This is a genomic window from Amycolatopsis jiangsuensis, assembly GCF_014204865.1.
Taxonomy (GTDB): Bacteria; Actinomycetota; Actinomycetes; order Mycobacteriales; family Pseudonocardiaceae; genus Amycolatopsis; species Amycolatopsis jiangsuensis.
In genome coordinates this window covers 2,420,260-2,437,912 of sequence record NZ_JACHMG010000001.1, presented here as the reverse complement: position 1 = coordinate 2,437,912, position 17,653 = coordinate 2,420,260, and the positions used below count along the sequence as shown (strand labels likewise).

Annotated in this window: 18 protein-coding genes; 13 read left to right on the top strand and 5 right to left on the bottom strand. The window is 70.2% G+C overall.

The features are described from left to right. The first annotated feature begins 354 nt into the window (after positions 1-354). From BJY18_RS10610 to BJY18_RS10575, 8 genes are all read left to right on the top strand, one after another. Positions 355-1,611, top strand: coding sequence for an IS256 family transposase (locus tag BJY18_RS10610; RefSeq protein ID WP_184776778.1), 1,257 nt, complete (start codon positions 355-357; stop codon positions 1,609-1,611). A gap of 304 nt (positions 1,612-1,915) precedes the next feature. Beyond that, positions 1,916-3,013, top strand: coding sequence for a prepilin peptidase (locus BJY18_RS10605; protein WP_184779815.1), 1,098 nt, complete (start codon positions 1,916-1,918; stop codon positions 3,011-3,013). Between the two features lie 49 nt (positions 3,014-3,062). Then, positions 3,063-4,250 (top strand): chorismate synthase, encoded by a 1,188-nt coding sequence (gene aroC / locus BJY18_RS10600; protein ID WP_184779814.1) that lies wholly within the window; start codon positions 3,063-3,065, stop codon positions 4,248-4,250. Continuing rightward, entirely contained in the window at positions 4,247-4,771 is a 525-nt protein-coding gene (locus BJY18_RS10595; protein ID WP_184779813.1) for a shikimate kinase, read from the top strand. Before aroC ends, BJY18_RS10595 begins: the two co-directional genes overlap by 4 nt. A 304-nt stretch (positions 4,772-5,075) precedes the next feature. Then, positions 5,076-6,182 carry a 3-dehydroquinate synthase gene (gene aroB / locus BJY18_RS10590; protein WP_184784538.1) on the top strand — a complete coding sequence of 369 codons (1,107 nt, stop codon included), beginning with the start codon at positions 5,076-5,078 and terminating at the stop codon, positions 6,180-6,182. A 151-nt stretch (positions 6,183-6,333) separates the two neighbouring features. Then, positions 6,334-6,765, top strand: coding sequence for a type II 3-dehydroquinate dehydratase (gene aroQ / locus BJY18_RS10585; RefSeq protein WP_184784537.1), 432 nt, complete (start codon positions 6,334-6,336; stop codon positions 6,763-6,765). Then, positions 6,762-7,658, top strand: a complete 897-nt coding sequence (locus BJY18_RS10580; RefSeq protein WP_184779812.1) for a GNAT family N-acetyltransferase — start codon at positions 6,762-6,764, stop codon at positions 7,656-7,658. Before aroQ ends, BJY18_RS10580 begins: the two co-directional genes overlap by 4 nt. Before the next feature lie 92 nt (positions 7,659-7,750). After that, positions 7,751-9,238, top strand: coding sequence for a glycoside hydrolase family protein (locus BJY18_RS10575; RefSeq protein ID WP_184784536.1), 1,488 nt, complete (start codon positions 7,751-7,753; stop codon positions 9,236-9,238). On the opposite strand, the gene BJY18_RS37995 is transcribed toward BJY18_RS10575, so the two are convergent. Then, entirely contained in the window at positions 9,162-9,845 is a 684-nt protein-coding gene (locus tag BJY18_RS37995) for a B-4DMT family transporter (protein ID WP_184779811.1), read from the bottom strand. The two genes, BJY18_RS10575 and BJY18_RS37995, sit on opposite strands and share 77 nt — an antisense overlap. Before the next feature lie 94 nt (positions 9,846-9,939). Between BJY18_RS37995 and BJY18_RS10565 the strand changes: the two genes are divergently transcribed. The 4 genes from BJY18_RS10565 (at position 9,940) to BJY18_RS10550 (ending at position 12,671) form a co-directional block, all read left to right on the top strand. Further along, positions 9,940-11,037, top strand: a complete 1,098-nt coding sequence (locus BJY18_RS10565) for a M24 family metallopeptidase (protein WP_184779810.1) — start codon at positions 9,940-9,942, stop codon at positions 11,035-11,037. A 43-nt stretch (positions 11,038-11,080) separates the two neighbouring features. Continuing rightward, a complete protein-coding gene (gene efp, locus BJY18_RS10560) occupies positions 11,081-11,644 on the top strand; it encodes an elongation factor P (protein WP_184779809.1) in 564 nt (187 codons plus the stop codon). Continuing rightward, the gene (nusB, locus tag BJY18_RS10555; RefSeq protein ID WP_184779808.1) at positions 11,644-12,105 is read left to right on the top strand and encodes a transcription antitermination factor NusB; all 462 of its coding nucleotides are present in this window, start codon (positions 11,644-11,646) and stop codon (positions 12,103-12,105) included. The genes efp and nusB overlap by 1 nt, the downstream gene beginning before the upstream one ends. A 212-nt stretch (positions 12,106-12,317) precedes the next feature. Then, positions 12,318-12,671 (top strand): hypothetical protein, encoded by a 354-nt coding sequence (locus BJY18_RS10550; RefSeq protein WP_246458827.1) that lies wholly within the window; start codon positions 12,318-12,320, stop codon positions 12,669-12,671. A 91-nt stretch (positions 12,672-12,762) separates the two neighbouring features. On the opposite strand, the gene BJY18_RS10545 is transcribed toward BJY18_RS10550, so the two are convergent. Continuing rightward, the gene (locus tag BJY18_RS10545) at positions 12,763-13,110 is read right to left on the bottom strand and encodes a transcriptional regulator (protein WP_184779807.1); all 348 of its coding nucleotides are present in this window, start codon (positions 13,108-13,110) and stop codon (positions 12,763-12,765) included. 722 nt (positions 13,111-13,832) lie between these two features. Here BJY18_RS10545 and BJY18_RS10540 point away from each other — a divergent pair. Then, entirely contained in the window at positions 13,833-14,990 is a 1,158-nt protein-coding gene (locus tag BJY18_RS10540; protein ID WP_312873808.1) for an NsdA family TPR-like regulatory protein, read from the top strand. Between the two features lie 4 nt (positions 14,991-14,994). On the opposite strand, the gene BJY18_RS10535 is transcribed toward BJY18_RS10540, so the two are convergent. The 3 genes from BJY18_RS10535 to BJY18_RS37990 are packed head-to-tail and all read right to left on the bottom strand — an operon-like array spanning position 14,995 to position 17,606. Continuing rightward, positions 14,995-15,768, bottom strand: coding sequence for an ESX secretion-associated protein EspG (locus BJY18_RS10535; RefSeq protein ID WP_184779806.1), 774 nt, complete (start codon positions 15,766-15,768; stop codon positions 14,995-14,997). Between the two features lie 6 nt (positions 15,769-15,774). Further along, on the bottom strand, positions 15,775-17,046 hold the full coding sequence (locus BJY18_RS10530) for a hypothetical protein (RefSeq protein ID WP_184779805.1): 1,272 nt from the start codon (positions 17,044-17,046) through the stop codon (positions 15,775-15,777). Further along, complete coding sequence (locus BJY18_RS37990) at positions 17,046-17,606, bottom strand: DUF3558 domain-containing protein (protein ID WP_376774757.1); 561 nt, start codon at positions 17,604-17,606, stop codon at positions 17,046-17,048. Before BJY18_RS37990 ends, BJY18_RS10530 begins: the two co-directional genes overlap by 1 nt. Positions 17,607-17,653: the final 47 nt, after the last annotated feature.

Below are 17,653 nucleotides of genomic sequence, written 5' to 3'. Positions count from 1 at the left end.
CGTGGCCCGATTCCATGCTCGCCGCTCGCGGCCCGCGACGCGTTGCTTCTTGCTTGCTGCCCGTGTTTCGCTGCCCGCTGCTTTGCCGTGCCCTGCGGGGTGCTCCGCTGCTTGCTGTCAGTAGTTCTCGACCTGCGACCCGTGGTTCGCTGCTTCGCCGCTCGCTGTCGATAGTTCCCTACCCGCTACCCGCTACCCGCTACCCGCTACCCGGCGATTCGCGACCCCGGGTTACGTCCGCGGAGGTGGTGTACGGGTTCGTCGCTGGTGAGCGGCGTGGCGTCGTGACGTGAGACGGCCACCGCGTGATCTTTCTCGAGTACCGACCAAGGAACTCCAGGAAGGACCACCACGATGGCCGCACCACACAGTGTGGACCCTGCCCAGCTTGTCGAGGAGCTCGCCTCGGCGGGTGTGTCGCCGGATCTGTTGCAGACGATGATCGCGACGATGGCGAACGCGTTGATGTCGTCGCAGGCCGATCAGCAGTGCGGGGCCGGCTATGGCGAGCGCAGCAGCGAGCGGACGAACCAGCGCAACGGCTACCGGGCCCGGGAGTGGGACACCCGAGCGGGCACGATCGAGTTGGCGGTGCCGAAGCTGCGCCAGGGCTCCTATTTCCCGGACTGGCTGCTGACCCACCGCCGCCGCGCCGAGCAGGCCCTGGTCACCGTCGTGGCCACGGCCTACCTACTCGGTGTCTCCACCCGGCGGGTGGAGAAGCTGGCCGAACAACTCGGGGTGAAGTCGCTGTCGCGTTCGCAGGTCAGCGAGATGGCCACGCACCTCGACGGGCAGGTCGCCGCGTTCCGCGAGCGCCCGCTCGACCAGGGCCCGTACACGTTCGTGTGGGTCGACGCGCTCACGGTGAAGGTCCGCGAAGACGGCCGGGTGGTCAACGTGCACGCGCTGCTCGCGACCGGGGTGAACGCCGACGGGCACCGCGAGATCCTCGGCCTGGATGTGGCCTCCAGCGAGGACGGAGCGGGCTGGTTGGCGTTCCTGCGCGGTCTGGTCGCCCGCGGCCTGTCCGGGGTCCAGCTCGTCATCTCCGACGCCCATCCCGGCTTGGTGGCGGCGATCGCCTCGGCGTTGCCGGGTGCGGCGTGGCAGCGGTGTCGCACCCACTACCTGCGTAACCTGCTCTCCCGTGTTCCGAAGTCGGCGCAGCCGCATGTCGCTACGCAGGTGCGCACGATCTTCGACCAGCCCGACGCCGACGCCGTCACAGCCCAGTACGGACGCGTGGTCGACACTCTCACCGCGCGCTGGCCCGACGCAGCCGAGCACCTCGACAACGCCCGCGATGAGCTGCTGGCGTTCACCGCATATCCGCGCGAGGTCTGGCGCCAGATCTGGTCGAACAACCCTCAAGAGCGACTGAACAAGGAGATCCGCCGTCGCACCGACGTGGTCGGGATCTTCCCCGGCCGCGACTCCCTGATCCGCCTCGTCGGCGCCGTCCTGGCCGAACAGAGTGATGAGTGGACCGAGAACCGCCGCTACATGGGCCTCGATCTACTGGCCCGCTCACGCATCCGCATCGTCACCACCGAAGCCGCACCGACCGGCAGCGAGGCACTCATGACAACCGAGGCAATAACCGCCTAGAATCCCGAACCAAGATCACGCGGAGTCGATCTCATACACCACTCCGCCGGACGTGACCCGACCCCGCGGCCCCGTGACCCGGCTACCCCGCTACCTCGCGACCCGTGGTCCGCCGTCCGCCCATGGCAGCGTCCGCCGGGCGCTTCCCCCACTTCCCCGCTCAACGCTCGCATCCACGCCGCAGCCGCTGATGATCTCCGCTCGCGGCCCCGTCGAGTGAATCTTCCGGCGTGTCGCGAGCGAGGGGGACCGTCGTGACGCTCGGCATTTGCACTTCTCCCCACTTCGCCGACACGCTGGCGACATGGTTCTGATGGCGGTGCTCGCGGCCGGGGTGGTGACGCCCGTGCTGGTGATGATGGTGAAACGGGCCGGCGCCCCGGTTCCGGCGTTGCTCGTCGTGGCGGGAGCGGCGGCGGCTGTCGCGGTACCGGCAGTCCGCGTGGAGGCCGGAGTGCTGCCCGCCTGGTGGTTGCCGGTGCCATGGGTGGTCGCCGTGCTCGGGATGCCCTTGGCACTGGCCGACCTGCGCCACCACCGGCTGCCCGATGTCCTGACCTGGCCCGCGTACCCGGCGATCGCGATCGCGCTGGTCCTCGCCGCGACCGGTGGCGGACCCCGCCTGCTCACCGGCGCAGTGGCCGGATGCCTCCTCTTCGGCGGCGCCCACCTTCTCGTGCACCGGCTTTCCGCGGGCGGCCTGGGCGCGGGCGACGTGAAACTGTCCGGTGCACTCGGCGCGGTCCTGGGCGCGCTGGGCGGAGAAACGCCGATCGTCGCGGCCGCACTGGCGGCCACGGCGAGCCTGACCGGCATAACGACGACCTGGTTCCTCGAACGACGCCCCAGTTCGCCGCCGCCGCAAACCTCGCCCGGGCAGGTCCCGGACAATTCGCAGCCCTGGCCGCATGATGACCGCCCGGCTTCGCCCCAGCCACCTTCTCCGGACGCCACGTCCGAGACTGCGCGACTCCCAGCCGAAACTCCACGACCAGACCACCTGTTTTCTGACCCGACCATCGCAGCCGTCCTGGAGTCGTCCGTCCTGGAGTCGTCCGTCCTGGAGTCACCCGCCCCGGACCCGCCCACGCCGGACCCGCCCACGCCGGACCCGCCCACGCCGGAGCCACCCACCCGGGCCCCGCCCGCCTCGGACCCTGCCGCACCGGAGGCCGCTTCGCCCCCAGTCACCCGAGCCCGGGCCGGACCCGGGCGGGCCACGGTGCACCCGACCGGTCCACTGCTCGCTCGCGCCGTGTGGGGCGTACGTCGCCGGGGCGTGGCTCGTCGCCGTCGGGGGTGGGGTGGGCCGGGGCGCATGGTCGTTCCGCATGGGCCGGGGTTGGTGCTGGCCACCTGGGTGTGCGCGGTCTTCCCGGCCGCGGGAACGGGGGTCGTCTGAGATCAGGGGCTCTGCCGGGGCTGCGGGCGGGTCGTGACAGGATTGGCCGGTGTTGCGCTGGATCACTGCTGGAGAATCACACGGCCCCGCTCTCGCCGCCGTGCTCGAGGGCATGCCCGCCGGGGTGGAAGTGACCACCTCCGATCTCACCGCGCAGCTCGCGCGGCGGCGGCTCGGGTTCGGCCGCAGCCCGCGGATGGGCTTCGAGACCGATCACGTGCAGTTCCTCGGTGGCGTCCGGCACGGGCGTACCCAGGGCGGCCCGATCGCGGTGCAGATCGAGAACGCCGAGTGGCCCAAGTGGGAAAAGGTGATGGCGGCCGACCCGGTCGACGAGGCCGAGCTGGCCGGTCTGGCCCGCAACGAGCCGCTCACCCGGCCCCGCCCGGGGCACGCGGACCTGCCCGGCATGCAGAAGTACGGGTTCGACGAGGCGCGGCCGGTGCTCGAACGTGCCAGTGCCCGCGAGACGGCTTCGCGGACCGCGCTCGGCACGGTCGCGCGTAACTTCCTCCGCCAGCTGCTGGGGGCCGAGGTGCTGAGCCACGTCGTCTCCATCGGCGCCGCGGACGCGCCCGACGGGCCGTTGCCGCAGCCGGGGGACCTCGCCGCGATCGACGAGAGCCCGGTGCGGTCGTTCTCCGCGGCAGGCACCGAGGCGATGGTCGCCGAGGTCGATGCGGTGCGGAAGGCGGGCGACACCGTCGGAGGCGTGATCGAGGTCCTCGTCTACGGTCTCCCGCCTGGCCTCGGCTCGCATGTGCACTGGGACCGTCGCCTCGACGCGCGGCTCGCCGGTGCGCTGATGGGCGTGCAGGCGATGAAGGGCGTCGAGGTCGGTGACGGCTTCACCACCGCCCGGCGGTGGGGCAGTCAAGCGCACGACGAGATCGACCGCGGCCCCGGGCCGTCCGGCGTCACCCGCCGGTCGAACCGTGCCGGCGGGCTCGAAGGCGGCATCACCAACGGCGAACCGCTGCGCGTGCGGATCGCGATGAAGCCGATTTCGACCGTCCCGAAAGCACTGTCCACTGTGGACGTTCAGACGGGGGAGCCGGCGGTGGCGATCCACCAGCGTTCCGACGTGTGCGCGGTGCCGCGGGCCGGGGTGGTCCTGGAGTCCGTGGTCGCGCTGGTCGTCGCGGACGCCGCGGTGGAGAAGTTCGGCGGCGACTCGCTGGCCGAGACCCGGCGCAACGCGCAGGCGTACCTGAGCGCGCTCGAGGAACGCTGGTGAGCCCGCGCGCGGTCGTCGTCGGGCCGCCCGGGTCCGGCAAGAGCACTGTCGGCCCGATGCTGGCCGCGGCACTCGGCACAGCGTTCCGCGACACCGACGACGACATCATCGCCCGCGCCGGACGGCCCATCGCGGACATCTTCGCCGAGGACGGCGAACCGGCTTTCCGCGCGCTGGAAGAAGACGCGGTCGCCGCCGCGCTCGCCGAGCACGACGGCGTGCTCTCCCTCGGCGGCGGCGCCCCGCTCACGCCCGGTACCCGGGCCCGGCTGGCGCAGCACACGGTGGTGTTCCTCAACGTCGGCCTCGCCGCGGGCGTGCAGCGGACCGGCCTGTCCACGGCGCGTCCGCTGCTGGCCGGCGTGAACCCGCGCGCCACCTTCAAGGCTCTGCTCGACGCCCGGCTGCCGGTGTACCGCGAGGTGTCGACCATCGAGGTCGAGACCGACCACCGGTCGCCGGACGAGATCGTGGCCGCTGTGGTCGCCGCGCTCGCGCCCGGCCAGGTCCAGCAGCAGTAGCCGGGCAGGAGCCGGACCACGGACACCGAATCGCCGCCGAAACCACGACGACACGCGCGGCCCTCGAACAGCCACGCACCCCGGGGCCGGTCACTCGGCGCGCGGGCAACCCACCGACCCGGGAAGGCCCGGCCCGCAACCGCCGTCCCGGCCGGGCCACCCGGCCCGCAACCGCTGCCCGTCCCACCCGGCCTCCCGCCCGGCCCGGCCGCCGGGTGGCGAGCCGTTCGTCCATGCGAGCCTTCACCAGCAGCCAGCAGCCAGCAGCCAATCCCCGGAGCAGTGAGGAAGTACCGTGCCCGAGATGCAGCCGGCCCGGATCCGGGTCGCCACCGCGCAGCCCTACGACGTGCTCGTCGGACGGGGGCTGCTCGGTGAGCTCACCGAGCAGCTCGCCGACGCCTCCAGGGTCGCGCTGATCCATCCGCCCACGTTGACCGCCACCGCGGAGGCCGTGCGGGACGAGCTGGCCGCGGCCGGGCTCGACGCGCACCGGGTGGAGATCCCCGACGCCGAGGACGGCAAGGCGTTCTCCGTGGCGAGCTTCTGCTGGGAGGTGCTCGGCCGGATCGGGCTCGACCGGCGCGGCGTGGTCGTCGGGCTGGGCGGTGGGGCGGTGACCGACCTGGCCGGGTTCGTCGCGGGCACCTGGATGCGCGGAGTGCGGCTGGTCAACGTGCCGACCACGCTGCTGGGCATGGTCGACGCCGCGGTCGGCGGGAAGACCGGCATCAACACCGAGGCCGGCAAGAACCTGGTCGGCGTCTTCCACGAGCCGAGCGCCGTGCTGGTCGACCTCGCGACGCTGGAAACGCTGCCGCGCAACGAACTCGTCGCCGGGATGGCGGAGATCGTCAAGACCGGGTTCATCGCCGACCCGCGGATCCTCGAGCTCATCGAGACGGATCCGGCCGCGGCCGTCGACCCGGGCGGCGAGGTGCTGGCCGAGCTGGTCCGCCGCTCGATCCAGGTGAAGGCCGACGTCGTCGCCGCGGACCTGCGCGAATCCGACCTCCGCGAAATCCTCAACTACGGCCACACCCTCGGCCACGCCATCGAACGCCGGGAGCGCTACCGCTGGCGGCACGGCGCGGCGGTCAGCGTCGGCCTGGTCTTCGCGGGCGAGCTGGCCCGACTGGCCGGCCGCCTCGACGACGCGACCGCGGCCCGGCACGCCACGGTGCTGAAGCTGCTCGGCCTGCCCACCACCTACGAGGCGGGCGCGCTGCCGCAGCTCGTCGAGACGATGAAGGGCGACAAGAAGACCCGCTCCGGCGTCCTGCGCTTCGTGGTCCTCGACGGCCTCGCCAAACCCGGCCGGCTCGAGGGCCCTGACCCGGCGCTGCTGGCCGCTGCGTACTCCGCGCTCGAAGCCGAGGAGCCGACCAACGGCGGGAGCGTCCTGCTGTGAACGTCTCGGCGTGCGCCCTTCGCGAGGCGGACGGCCCAGCGGTGGAAACACGGGAGAAGTACCCGGAAACGACCGATGCGAACCGGGCCGCGATCGCGGTTCCGGCGACGTACCCGGCGGCAGGTACGCCGGGTGAGGGGAGCGTGGCGTGGTGAAGGCGTTCGTGTTCAACGGGCCCAATCTCGGCCGTCTCGGAAAGCGTGAACCGGGCGTCTACGGCGCGGCCACGCATGCCGACCTCGCGCAGCTGTGCGTGCGCACCGGCGAGGAGCTGGGCATCGAGGTCGAGGTCCGGCAGACCGACCACGAGGGTGAGCTGGTCGGCTGGCTGCACGAGGCCGCGGACGTCGGCGCGCCGGTGGTGCTCAACGCGGCGGCGTGGACGCACTACTCGATCGCCGTACGGGACGCCGCGGCGCAGCTCAGCGCGCCGTTCATCGAGCTGCACATCAGCAACGTCCACCGGCGTGAGGAGTTCCGGCACCACAGCGTGCTCGCGGACCTCGCGGCCGGCGTCATCACCGGGCTCGGAGTGGACGGGTACGCACTCGCTCTCCGCTGGATCGCGGCGCACGGCTCGTGACGCCGCCTCCGGAGCTGGCGACCGGTCGGCTCCGGCTGCGCCCGCTCGCCCCCGCCGACCGTGCCGCGGTGGTCGCGCTGTTCGCCGATCCCGCGATGAGCCGGTACTTCGCCGCCGACTTCTCCGACCCGGCGCAAGCCCGCGCCCTGGTGGCCGAACGGCTGGCCGCCTCGCCGCCGGCCGGGCAGGGGCACTGGGTGATCGAACACGCCGGTGCGCTGATCGGCCTCGCGAGCCTGCGCCCCTCGTCGGTGCTTCCCGGCGCCGGGGCCGAGATCGGCTACTCCGTGGCAACCGAGCACGCGGGCACCGGATTCGCCACCGAAGCGGTCACCGCGGTGCTGGAGCACGCACACGACTTCCTGGGCCTGCCCGCCGTGTACGCGCTCGTCCACGAGGACAACGCGGCGAGCCTCGCGGTCTCGGCACGGACGGGATTCCTCGACGTCGGCAGCCGCGAGCACTTCGGCGCGACGCACCGGGTCCTGATCGCGCTGCCGCCCGCCCGGCGTGGGCGGCTGCACCACGTCGAGCTGTGGGTGCCCGACCTGGCCCGTGCCGAACAGAGCTGGGGCTGGCTGCTCGGACGGCTCGGCTGGCGGGAGTTCCAGCGCTGGCCGGCGGGCGTGAGCTGGCGGTCCGGCGTCACCTACCTGGTCGTCGAGCAGGTGCACGCCGGATCGGAGCACGACCGCATCCGCTCCGGGCTCAACCACCTCGCCCTGCACGCCGGCACCCGCGCCGAGGTCGACCGGTTCGCCGGCGGCGGACACGGCTGGCGGCCGCTGTTCGCCGATCGCTACCCGCACGCGGGCGGCCCCGAGCACTACGCCGCCTACCTGGAGAACGAGGACGGGTTCGAGGTCGAGCTGGTCGCCACCGACACCCCGTGAACCCGGCTGCTGTCACCCGTCCGGTGGTGGGCTCGCTACACTCGGCAGTCGTGCACCTGATCCGTCGTGGGGCTCGGCGACCCGTGCGTCAGCTGTCCGCCCTGCTGCTGGCCGGGACGGTGGTCGTGGGCTGCAGCCCGAGTGCCGCGCAGCCGCAGGCGGAAGGCACCGGCCACGGCGGGATCTCCGGTGACGCACCGCAGACCGCCGAGCCGCCGCGTGCCGCGAACGTCCCCCTCGAGACCACCTCGTCGCGACAGAGCGGCCACGAGGTGGCGGCGGGCACTGCCGACGCGGTGTACAACTACGGCCCCACCGCGATGGTCGAGGACGGCCGGACACGCCTGTGGTGGTGCAGCCAGTACGGCAGCGCCCCGCCACCCGGCGACGACATCCTCTACGCGGAGGCCGGGTCCCCCGACGGCCCGTTCACCGGCCCCGGCGGTGGCGCCCCCGCCGCGGTCTTGTCCGGTGCACCGGGGAAGTTCGACGGCGTGCACACCTGCGATCCATCCGTGCTCCGCGTCGGCGGCACCTACTACCTGTACTACACCGGCGCCGCGGGGGACCACGCGCTCGGCAACGCGATCGGGCTGGCCACCAGCAGCGACGGAGTGCACTGGACCCGGGCGAACGGCGGGCAGCCGATCCTCGGCCCGTCCCACGACGTGCACCGCGCCAACGTCTACGGAGCCGGCCAGCCCTCGGCGGTGTTCCTCGACGGCTGGTACTACCTGATGTTCACCGACACCACCGGCCGCGCCGCAGGCTGGAACGGCGCGGGCCAGTTCCTGCTGCGGGCCCACGACCCGGCCTTCCGCGACGGAGTGGAAGCACTGGGGGACAACGGGTTCAGCCCGGCCGCGGGCACCGCCGCGCCCCGTCAGCGGTCGGTGGTCGACGGGTTCAGCGCCGACCTGGCCTGGGTCGGCGCGCTCGACGCGTTCGCCATCGCGCACGAGACCGCCGGCGGCACCACGGTCACCTTCTGGGACCGCGGCTTCACCATGCAGCCCTACGCGCCGCTGGTGATTCCCGGTGCGTGGAAGGAAGGACCCGGCCTCGTCCGCCGCCCCGACGGGCACACGCCCACCTCGGTCACCGACCCGTGCGGCACCGTGGCGCTGGACGTCGTGCGGGCCACCCGGATCGGCGGCGCCGGCGCGCCCACCGGGCTGGCACACTTCGGCCTCGACGTGCACGGCGCCGGTGGGTGCTCGTCGCGGTCCCGGACGACCGCGACCTTCGACGGCGTGGCGATGCCCTCCCCGGACCGCACGATCGACCTGTTCCGCCGCGGCGAGCGGATCCGGATCGACCGGCGCTCGGTGGCCGGGGCGCTCGCCGGTGAAGTCGTGGACCGGCCATTGCCGCAGGTCGGCGAGCTGCCGGTGAAAACCCGCCTGCGTTCGGGCGCCACCGTGGTGCACACCGCCGGCCGCGGCTACGGCATCGTGCTCGACGGGGTGCGCTACGGGCTGCCGGACACCTCGATCGTCGAGCTCAACGGTTCCGGGGTGCTGGAGATCGACCAGCGACAGTGGGACGCCGCCGCGCCCGGGCTGCCGCTGGGCGGCTGACCGGAGAGGGCCGCGGCTCCTCGGCTCCGGATCGTGGACCCGCCGCCTCCGCGGTGCGGCGCGCGTGTTTCCCCGGGGATCGCGGCTCGTCGTCGCCGGGGGAGCGCCCGGTGTCCGCGGCCGGCAGCTCCAGCTCGCCGGAACGGCTGCCCGAACCGTCCTCGGCCTCGTCGTCCTCCGGAGATGGCGCCCCGGCGTCGTCGCCGGTGGTCGCGGGCCGGCGGATCCGGCTGCCGACGAACAGCCCCAGCCCGGCCGGGACGAGCACCAGCAGCGCGGTGAACGCGGCCCCGCCGGTGAGCGCCGGGCCGAGCTCGGAGACACCGGTCTCGTCGACGAAGACCGCGCGTCCGATCACGTACAGAATTCCCGAGACCACACCCGCGACGAGCCCGCCGATGAACCAGGCCCGCCCGCGGTCCGGTTTGCCGAGCCAGCCGTCGACCGCGCTCCACAGCGCCGCGACGCCGACCAGCACGGCCAGCGTCAGGGAGATCAGCACGCTCTGGCCGGTCGGGTGGAACACGGACCACTTGGCGAGCAGCGTCATGGCGACGGCGTGCACGACGGCCATCACCAGCCCGCGAGTCAACCAGGCACCCAGCATGGACGGAGTGTAGGCGGCGCCGGGTGAACGTGGTGTGGCCTCCTCTCCCGCGCCGCCGGACGGGCCGGCGGCGCCCGCTGGTTAAGCTGGCCGGGTGCCGGAAATCCACGCTCACCGCCGCGACGCGCTGCGTACCCTGCTCCACGAGACCGGGGTCGACGCGCTGCTCGTCACCGACCTGCGCAACATCCGCTACCTGACCGGGTTCACCGGATCCAACGCCGCACTGCTGCTGCACGCCGGGGGCGAAGCGAAGACGGTGTTCTGCACCGACGGCCGCTACACCACCCAGTCCGAGTCGGAGGTGCCCGACCTCGAACGGGTGCTCGACCGCGCCAGCGCCCGCGCGCTGGCTTCGCGGGCCGCCGGGCAGCGCGCGAGCTACGGCCGCACCGGGTTCGAGAGCCAGCACGTCAGCGTCGAGGAGCACGAGACGCTCACCGTGCGCTTCGAGGACGTGCAGCTGATCCGCACGCCGGGCCTGGTCGAGCAGTTGCGGGTGGTCAAGGACGAGGTGGAGGTCGAGGCGCTGCGGGCGGCCTGCGCGGCGGCCGACCGGGCGCTGGCGGACCTGCTCGCCGCCGGGGGAGTGCGGGCGGGGCGCACCGAACTGGAGGTGGCGCGCGAGCTGGACAGCCGGATGCTGGACCACGGGTCGAGCGAGCCGTCGTTCGCCACCATCGTGGCGGCCGGCCCGAACTCGGCCATCCCGCACCACCGGCCGACCGGCGCGCAGCTGCGGGCGGGGGACTTCGTGAAGTTCGATTTCGGCGCGACCGTGGACGGGTACCACTCGGACATGACTCGCACGTTCGTGCTCGGCGAACCCGCGGAATGGCAACGTGAGCTCTACGGGCTGGTGCACCGCGCGCAGGCGGCGGGCACCGACGCCGTCACGCCCGGCGCGGAGGTGTCCGAAGTGGACGCCGCGGCCCGTTCGGTGATCACCGCGGCGGGGCACGGGGACGACTTCGCGCACGGTCTCGGGCACGGCGTCGGGCTCGAGGTGCACGAGGCGCCCAGCCTCGCCGCCACGGGCGCCGGTACACTGTCCGCCGGTATGGCGGTCACCGTCGAGCCCGGCGTGTACCTCGCGGGGCGCGGTGGCGTGCGCATCGAGGACACGCTCGTCGTGCGGGACTCCGGGCCCGAGCTCCTCACCCTGAGCACCAAGGACCTCGTGGCCGTCTGAGACGGGCCGCGGACGCAGAGATCGACACAGGAGACCAAAGCTCGTGGCCACCACCAACGACCTGAAGAACGGACTCGTCCTCAACCTGGACGGCCAGCTCTGGACCGTCACCGCGTTCCAGCACGTCAAGCCGGGCAAGGGCGGTGCGTTCGTGCGCACCACGCTCAAGCACGTGCTGACCGGGAAGGTCGTCGACAAGACCTTCAACGCCGGCACGAAGGTCGACACGGCCACCGTGGACCGCCGCACCATGACGTACCTGTACAAGGACGGCGCGGACTTCGTGTTCATGGACAGCGACACCTACGACCAGATCACGGTGCTGGCCGGGATCGTCGGCGACAACGCCAGCTACATGCTGGAGAACACCGAGGTCCAGGTCGCGGTGCACGAGAACGAGCCGCTCTACGTCGAGCTGCCCACCTCGGTCGAGATCGTCATCCAGCACACCGACCCCGGCCTGCAGGGCGACCGTTCCACCGGGGGGACGAAGCCGGCCACCCTGGAGACCGGCGCGGAGATCCAGGTCCCGCTGTTCCTCTCGACCGGCGAGAAGATCAAGGTCGACACGCGCGACGGCCGGTATCTCGGCCGTATCTCCGCCTGATGGCCGACGGGAAGCTCCCGCCGCATCCGAACCGCGGTGGTCCGATCAGCCGCCGGCAGGCCCGCCGGCGTGCGGTCGAGATGCTGTACGAGGCCGCCCAGCGCGACACCGACGCGGTGACGCTGCTGGCCGACCGCGTCGGCGCGGTCGAGGTGGACCCGGTCGCGGACTACACGATCACGGTCGTGGAGGGCGTGACCGCGCACCGCGAGCGAATCGACGAACTGCTCGCGCAACACTCCCAGGGCTGGACACTGGAGCGGATGCCCCCGGTCGACCTCGCGGTGCTGCGGGCCGGCGTGTACGAGATGCTGTGGTCGGCCGACGTCCCGGACGCGGTCGCCATCGACGAGGCGGTGGGGCTGGCGAAGGAGCTGTCCACCGACGACTCGCCCCGCTTCGTCAACGGGGTACTGGGCCGGCTCGGCACCATCGCCGACCGCCTGCGTGCAGTGCTGTAACGCCACGTCGCACGCTCCGGCGAAGCCGCGTCGCGCCCGCGACGGTGCTGTCAAACCTCGTGAAGACCTCTTTCAGGGAATCCGTTTTCCTGAAGGCGACACGATAATTGTTTACCTACTTGTGACCTGCGGAGACTTCGTAGCGACCTATGGGCTAAAGACAACTCTGGGATCGGCCGTGTCTGCCACGAGGGTCGGGCATGATGATGGAGATGAGCGAGCCTTCCGACGCGCCTTCTGGCCAGGACACCTCGTCGAGTTATGCCGACGATCTGCGCCGGAGCTCGGCGACGTTTCGGGCATGGGCGGGGACCGAAGACCGTGCCGCCGCGTTGTTTGCTGGGCTGGCTGAGCGGGGGCTTTCCGGCATGGCCAAAATGCAGAGTCGTGCCGAACGTGCGGCACGGATGCTGGAGCAGGTGGCGTCCGTGACCGCTGCGCAAGCATTGGCCTACGAGGAGATGATCGCGGCCGGTGGCCCCGACGACTCCCGGGCATACGTTGAGTACGAGGCCACCACGCGGCGTCTCCTTGCGCTGATGCCTGCCGACATGCTCACCGACTGAACGCCGAGGTGGGCGGAACGGGTCGTCGGGGGAACCCGCTCCGCCCAGCTTTGGGGCCGGTGCCTGTCCCGGCCAGTCAATGGACGCAGGTTCAGGCATGCCTGTCCGCGCGTGCTGCTGCGACGATCTTGGACGCTGCGCCGATGACGCGTTGCCATCCGGCGAGGTGTGAGACCAGTTGGTCAAGGCCACAGTCCGAGAGCTGCCACGCTGATCTCCGCGCGTCCGTTGCAGGTCGTGTCGTCACGTAGCCAGCTCTCCGCAAAGCGGCTAACTGTTTCGACAAGACGGCGGGAAGCAGTCCCAGTTCCTCCCGCAGTTCGGAGTAGTCGTGCCACTGTTGGTCGACTAAATGGACCGTGATCAGCAGTCGCACCGGTGGCACCAAGGTCGGATCAATCTCCTCGGTGTAGCCGTTGACGTGGACGAACTTTGCCATCAGGCGCCGGTCGCCAGTTCGGGAACGGCCGGTATCTGCCGCAGGCAGTCTGTGCAGGGCATACCGCTCAGGGCGTGGATGAGTTCCAGTTCGCCGGAGCCGAAATCCGCGCCGCAGAGTGCGCCTAGCCGGGGAGGGATCTCACCGGCCGGGACGGGAAACACGTGGACCAAGCGGCGCGTTTCACCGACGGTTCCTCGCGCGGGGCGAGCGAGAAACACGGGCCCGCTCACCGCGCACCGCCGAAGGAAGCCGTCGTGCCCGTGCACCGATGCACTCGGCGCAGCAGTCGGTGCCAGGGCGAGTCTGCGTGCCGTCGGGTTCGCCGTGGTCGGGTGCTCGGTGCCGAAGCCCCGTTTCGCGCGGCGACGTACGCCCCGCATGCCACACACGGGATGCCAGGGGCCTGAAGCATCGATCCGACCAGGACTGCGTGACCGCAGACCGCCGGATAACGACCACCTGAGTTCTGGTGCCGTCCCCACGCGAATTCTTCGTCGGTGACGGCATGGTCGCGGCCGTCGCAAGCGCAGCGATGCCACACCACGTAAAGCCGTTCCACCGTGACTGCCATGTTCGTCGTTCCCCTCCGCCGGCACGTCGTGCACCAAGGGCGCCATCTCCAAATTGAGCCGATATGAGCGTGTACTATGAGACTATTTCAGCGTAAGGACATGAGCGGGCCAATACCGGGCCACATCGGGGACGTAGGGACAGTGAGCGTGACGGACGCAAGCAGGCAACCACGGACGTTGCTGGAGCAGCGGATCTGGGAACGTAACCAGTCCCTGACTGAGTTTGTTGAATTCGCCGAGGAGTTTGCACGCCGCTCCGAAGAGCCTGGCACGCTCAGTGAACGGAACCTCAAGCGTTTGGTCGCCGGACGCCGGACAGACGGCACCCGGGTCGGGCGTCCGCGTCCTGCGACGGCACGTCTGCTGGAGCGGATCTTCAACACCCCGGTAGACGAACTCCTGAACACACCCGGGCTCCCGGGAGGAGTACGGACAGACCGGCAGGAGTTGCAAGCAGCCTTTGCTATCTCTCGGAGAGTCACGTCGGAGGTGGTCACACTGTTGCGAGATCAACTGGCGGCCATCCGGAAACTCGACCGACAGTTAGGTGCCGCCGTCGCGTACGAGGAAGTTGCGGTCAAGATCAACCAAGTGACTCGCCTGCACTCTTACAGCCTGACCGCCGGGACGCGCAGCAACCTCGCCGCATTACTCGCCGAACTCAGCGCTCTTGCCGGATGGCAAGCCCTCGACCAAGGGCAGGCTTCCGTGGCATGGGACCACTACGAACGCGCGAAACAAGCAGCAAGCCAACAAGAAAACACTGCCTCGGCGCACCACGTCGGCGCGGAGCAAGCATTCGTGCTTCTCGACCTCGGGCGCGCGAATGACGCGGCCGAGCTGCTGGCAGCCTCCGAGGACGACGCTCGCGGCACGTCTGGACGATTCCTGCGCGCCTGGCTTGCAGCCGCGCACGGTGAAGCCCTCGCCGCAAGCAACCAGCGCGCCGCCTGCCTGCGTGCCTTCGACCGCGCGGCGTCGCTGCTCCCGTCCGGATCTACTGACGCGGATGGCCCGTATCTCGTTCTTGATGCTGTCCACCTCGCCCGATGGCGAGGGAACGCGCTTGCCTGCATCGGCGAGACAGAAGCCGTCGACGTCCTCAGTACAGCTCTGCGGAACCTGGATCCGACATTTACGCGCGCGGAAGCAGGGCTACGCGTCGATCTGGCGACCGCGTTTGTTGCAAGCGGAGAGCATGACGGAGCACGCGAGCAGATCACGAAAGCACGCGCGTTGGCGTCCGAGATCGGCTCAGCCCGGCAGTTGCGGCGGCTGGCATGCCTGCCGGACGTGCAGCGCTGACACGTCAGGTGTTCAGTCCTCGCATGGTGTTGTCCAAGGTCGCGGTGATGTAGTCGGCGCTTCCCGGGCCACATGAGATGACGTCGTCGCCATCGGGACCGTTCTGGAGCATGGTCAATATCCGTCCGTGGTCGATCGTGTCGACAGCGGTTAGCGGATAGCTGGACGAACGCGCGCCCTTGCTGCGGCTGGCCACGTAGAATTGATGTACCGCGCTGCGTCGAGCGGCCATCAACGTACGCATCTGTTCTGCTGCGTTTGGCGCGGTGTAATCGCTGTTCATATCCAGGTCGTAGGACTCGGATGTAGGTCCCGCTCCGTATTCCGACCGGAGTACCCGGATCTCTCGGATACCGGCCGGACGCAGATCAGGAAGAGCGCCCACCACCGCCCGGCACAACCGGCCGGCTGGAATCTGCACCAATGTCGCCTCGTCATCGTCCACCGTGACCAGCAAGGCGGAACGTCCAGCGAGGACAGCCAGCGAACCGGACTTGCGTCCGTCGCGCCGACTGGAAATCCGGTAGCACTCCGCGTCGGCGGTGGAAATGCCCAGAAGTACGTCCCGGAAATCCCCGGTCAGCCGCTGCCGACGCAGGTCATAGAAACCGGGCTCGGCGAGAGATTGCCGCATCAGTTCGTCGAACGAGGCTACCGCGTCGTCTTCGAGCCACCATTCCACGATCCCCAGCACGGGGTGTGCCGGACCGATTCGTTCGCCTTCCCATGCCCAGGCAAGAGCCACCCGTGGCACCGTGACCGGCTGGTCGATCACCATAACCGGCTATTTGCCGATCACCGGCGGCACGGCCTTGCCGTCGTATCCGAACAACGCATTCGGGTCCGGTTCCAGCAAGTACGAAGCGGACTTCTTCTCTTTGTCCTCTTCCTTATTACCCTTTCCGCCGGCAGCGCCCATTGGCATACCGTTCGCGCCCCGGGCACCGGACGCACCCGTCCCACCCCCGCCGCGCGTCATCGGCTCTTCCGCTGCGCCGAACCTGCCACCCGAACCGGTCGACCGTCCCGCCCCACCGAGACCGCCCGAGCGAGAACCCCCACCGGTCATCCCCGGCGTTCTTCCACCTGTTCCCGGTTCTCCCGGGCCAGACACACCAGGGGCGAAACCCCCGCTGAATCCCGAACCACCGCCAAGGCCGCTCCCCGGACCGTAGGAGGACGATCCTCCACCACCAGGGCCGATCGGGTTGAGCCGCGACGGGTCGCCACTCCACCCACCAACCGGGCCGGACGCCGGAGGAGGGACCACGCCGGAGGTGTGTGTTCCATCGCCACCGCTCCCTTGCGCGGCAGGCACCTGCACGTTGCCTGCGGAGCCGGACCCAACGTTTCCCGGGTGGTACTGCACGGGTGGTGAAACCGACGAACCGTCCTGCGCCGAGCTACCCGGACCGGACGAGTGTGGCTGAAATGCGGAATGCCCGGAGTTTGCAGACTGCTGATTTCCAGTGCCAGAAGGATCCCCGATAGAGAAATCGCCCTGCGCGTCGGGCATCTGACCATACTCGGTGGGCATCGTCTGCGCGTGCCCATCGCTGGTAGAGGTGAAACCGTCGTAGATCTGCTTGTTCTGCTGGATCGCCGCATTGTTCTTGTTGATCTGATCCTCGGTGTCGGTGTCCCACACCGTCAGTACGTCAACTGCATCCCGCTCCGGCGGCGAGTCGGTCACGTCCTGCATCGAGTCCCGAGTGGACTGAAACGCATGCGACTGATCCGTCAGCGTGTTCTGTCCCGTGCCCAAAGCCGCTGATGCCGCAGTCGCCGCTTGAGTCAGCGGCTGTAGCCCGCCCCGGGCCGCGTCACCGCTCTGCCCGGACCACGCCGCCTCCAGCCGGGCCACGATCGCCCGCGTATCCGACTCAATCCCCTGCTGCTCGGATGCCTGCGACATGCTTACCTGCTGGGCCTCGCCGAGGCTGCCCGGACCCGGCCCGCTCTTCACCCGTCGCACCAGTTCTCCGGGCAGGATCAGCTTGCCCTCCTTCTGCTGCAACTGCATCCATGCTCTGACCGCATCGGCCGGACCGGACATCACGCGCCCCCCTTCAACGTCGTGAGCGCCAGATTCGCAACGTTCCGGGCGTCCTCACACGGATCCCCGGTACCAGTAGCCGATTGGGCAACAGTTGCGTCAGCTTCAAATGCCGCGTTATCAGCAATCCCCACGGCGACGCCACATCTCCCGCGCGAACGGTCGTCGGAAGGACCATAGGCCACCACCGGATATCCCTGTACCGGCTGCAGAACCTTGAAAAACCCACCCTTCGCCTGCGTCGCGTACACGTCAGTAAGACCGCGCTTCCAGGCGTATACAAACTGGATCGTCACCAGCGAGCCGCGATCAACATCGTGCCAACTACACGCGTGGGCCACGCCGGTGTCATCCGCAGCATGGTCACGTGTGGGTGTGTTCGTAAACAGGCCGTCTACCTGGGCATCAGTGAGCGCTTTGCAAGGGTCTCCTTGAACCACCGATGCGGGCAACGGCTGCGCTACCGTCGGTACCGGTAGGCCGCTGCTCGACGCGGCGGGCGCGGAGCTAGGTCCAGGTGTCGCCGTGCCTGCGGTAGTCCCCGAACAGGCCACAACCATGTATGTAACAGTCAGACCGGCCGCAACACCGACGAACCTTGTTGACA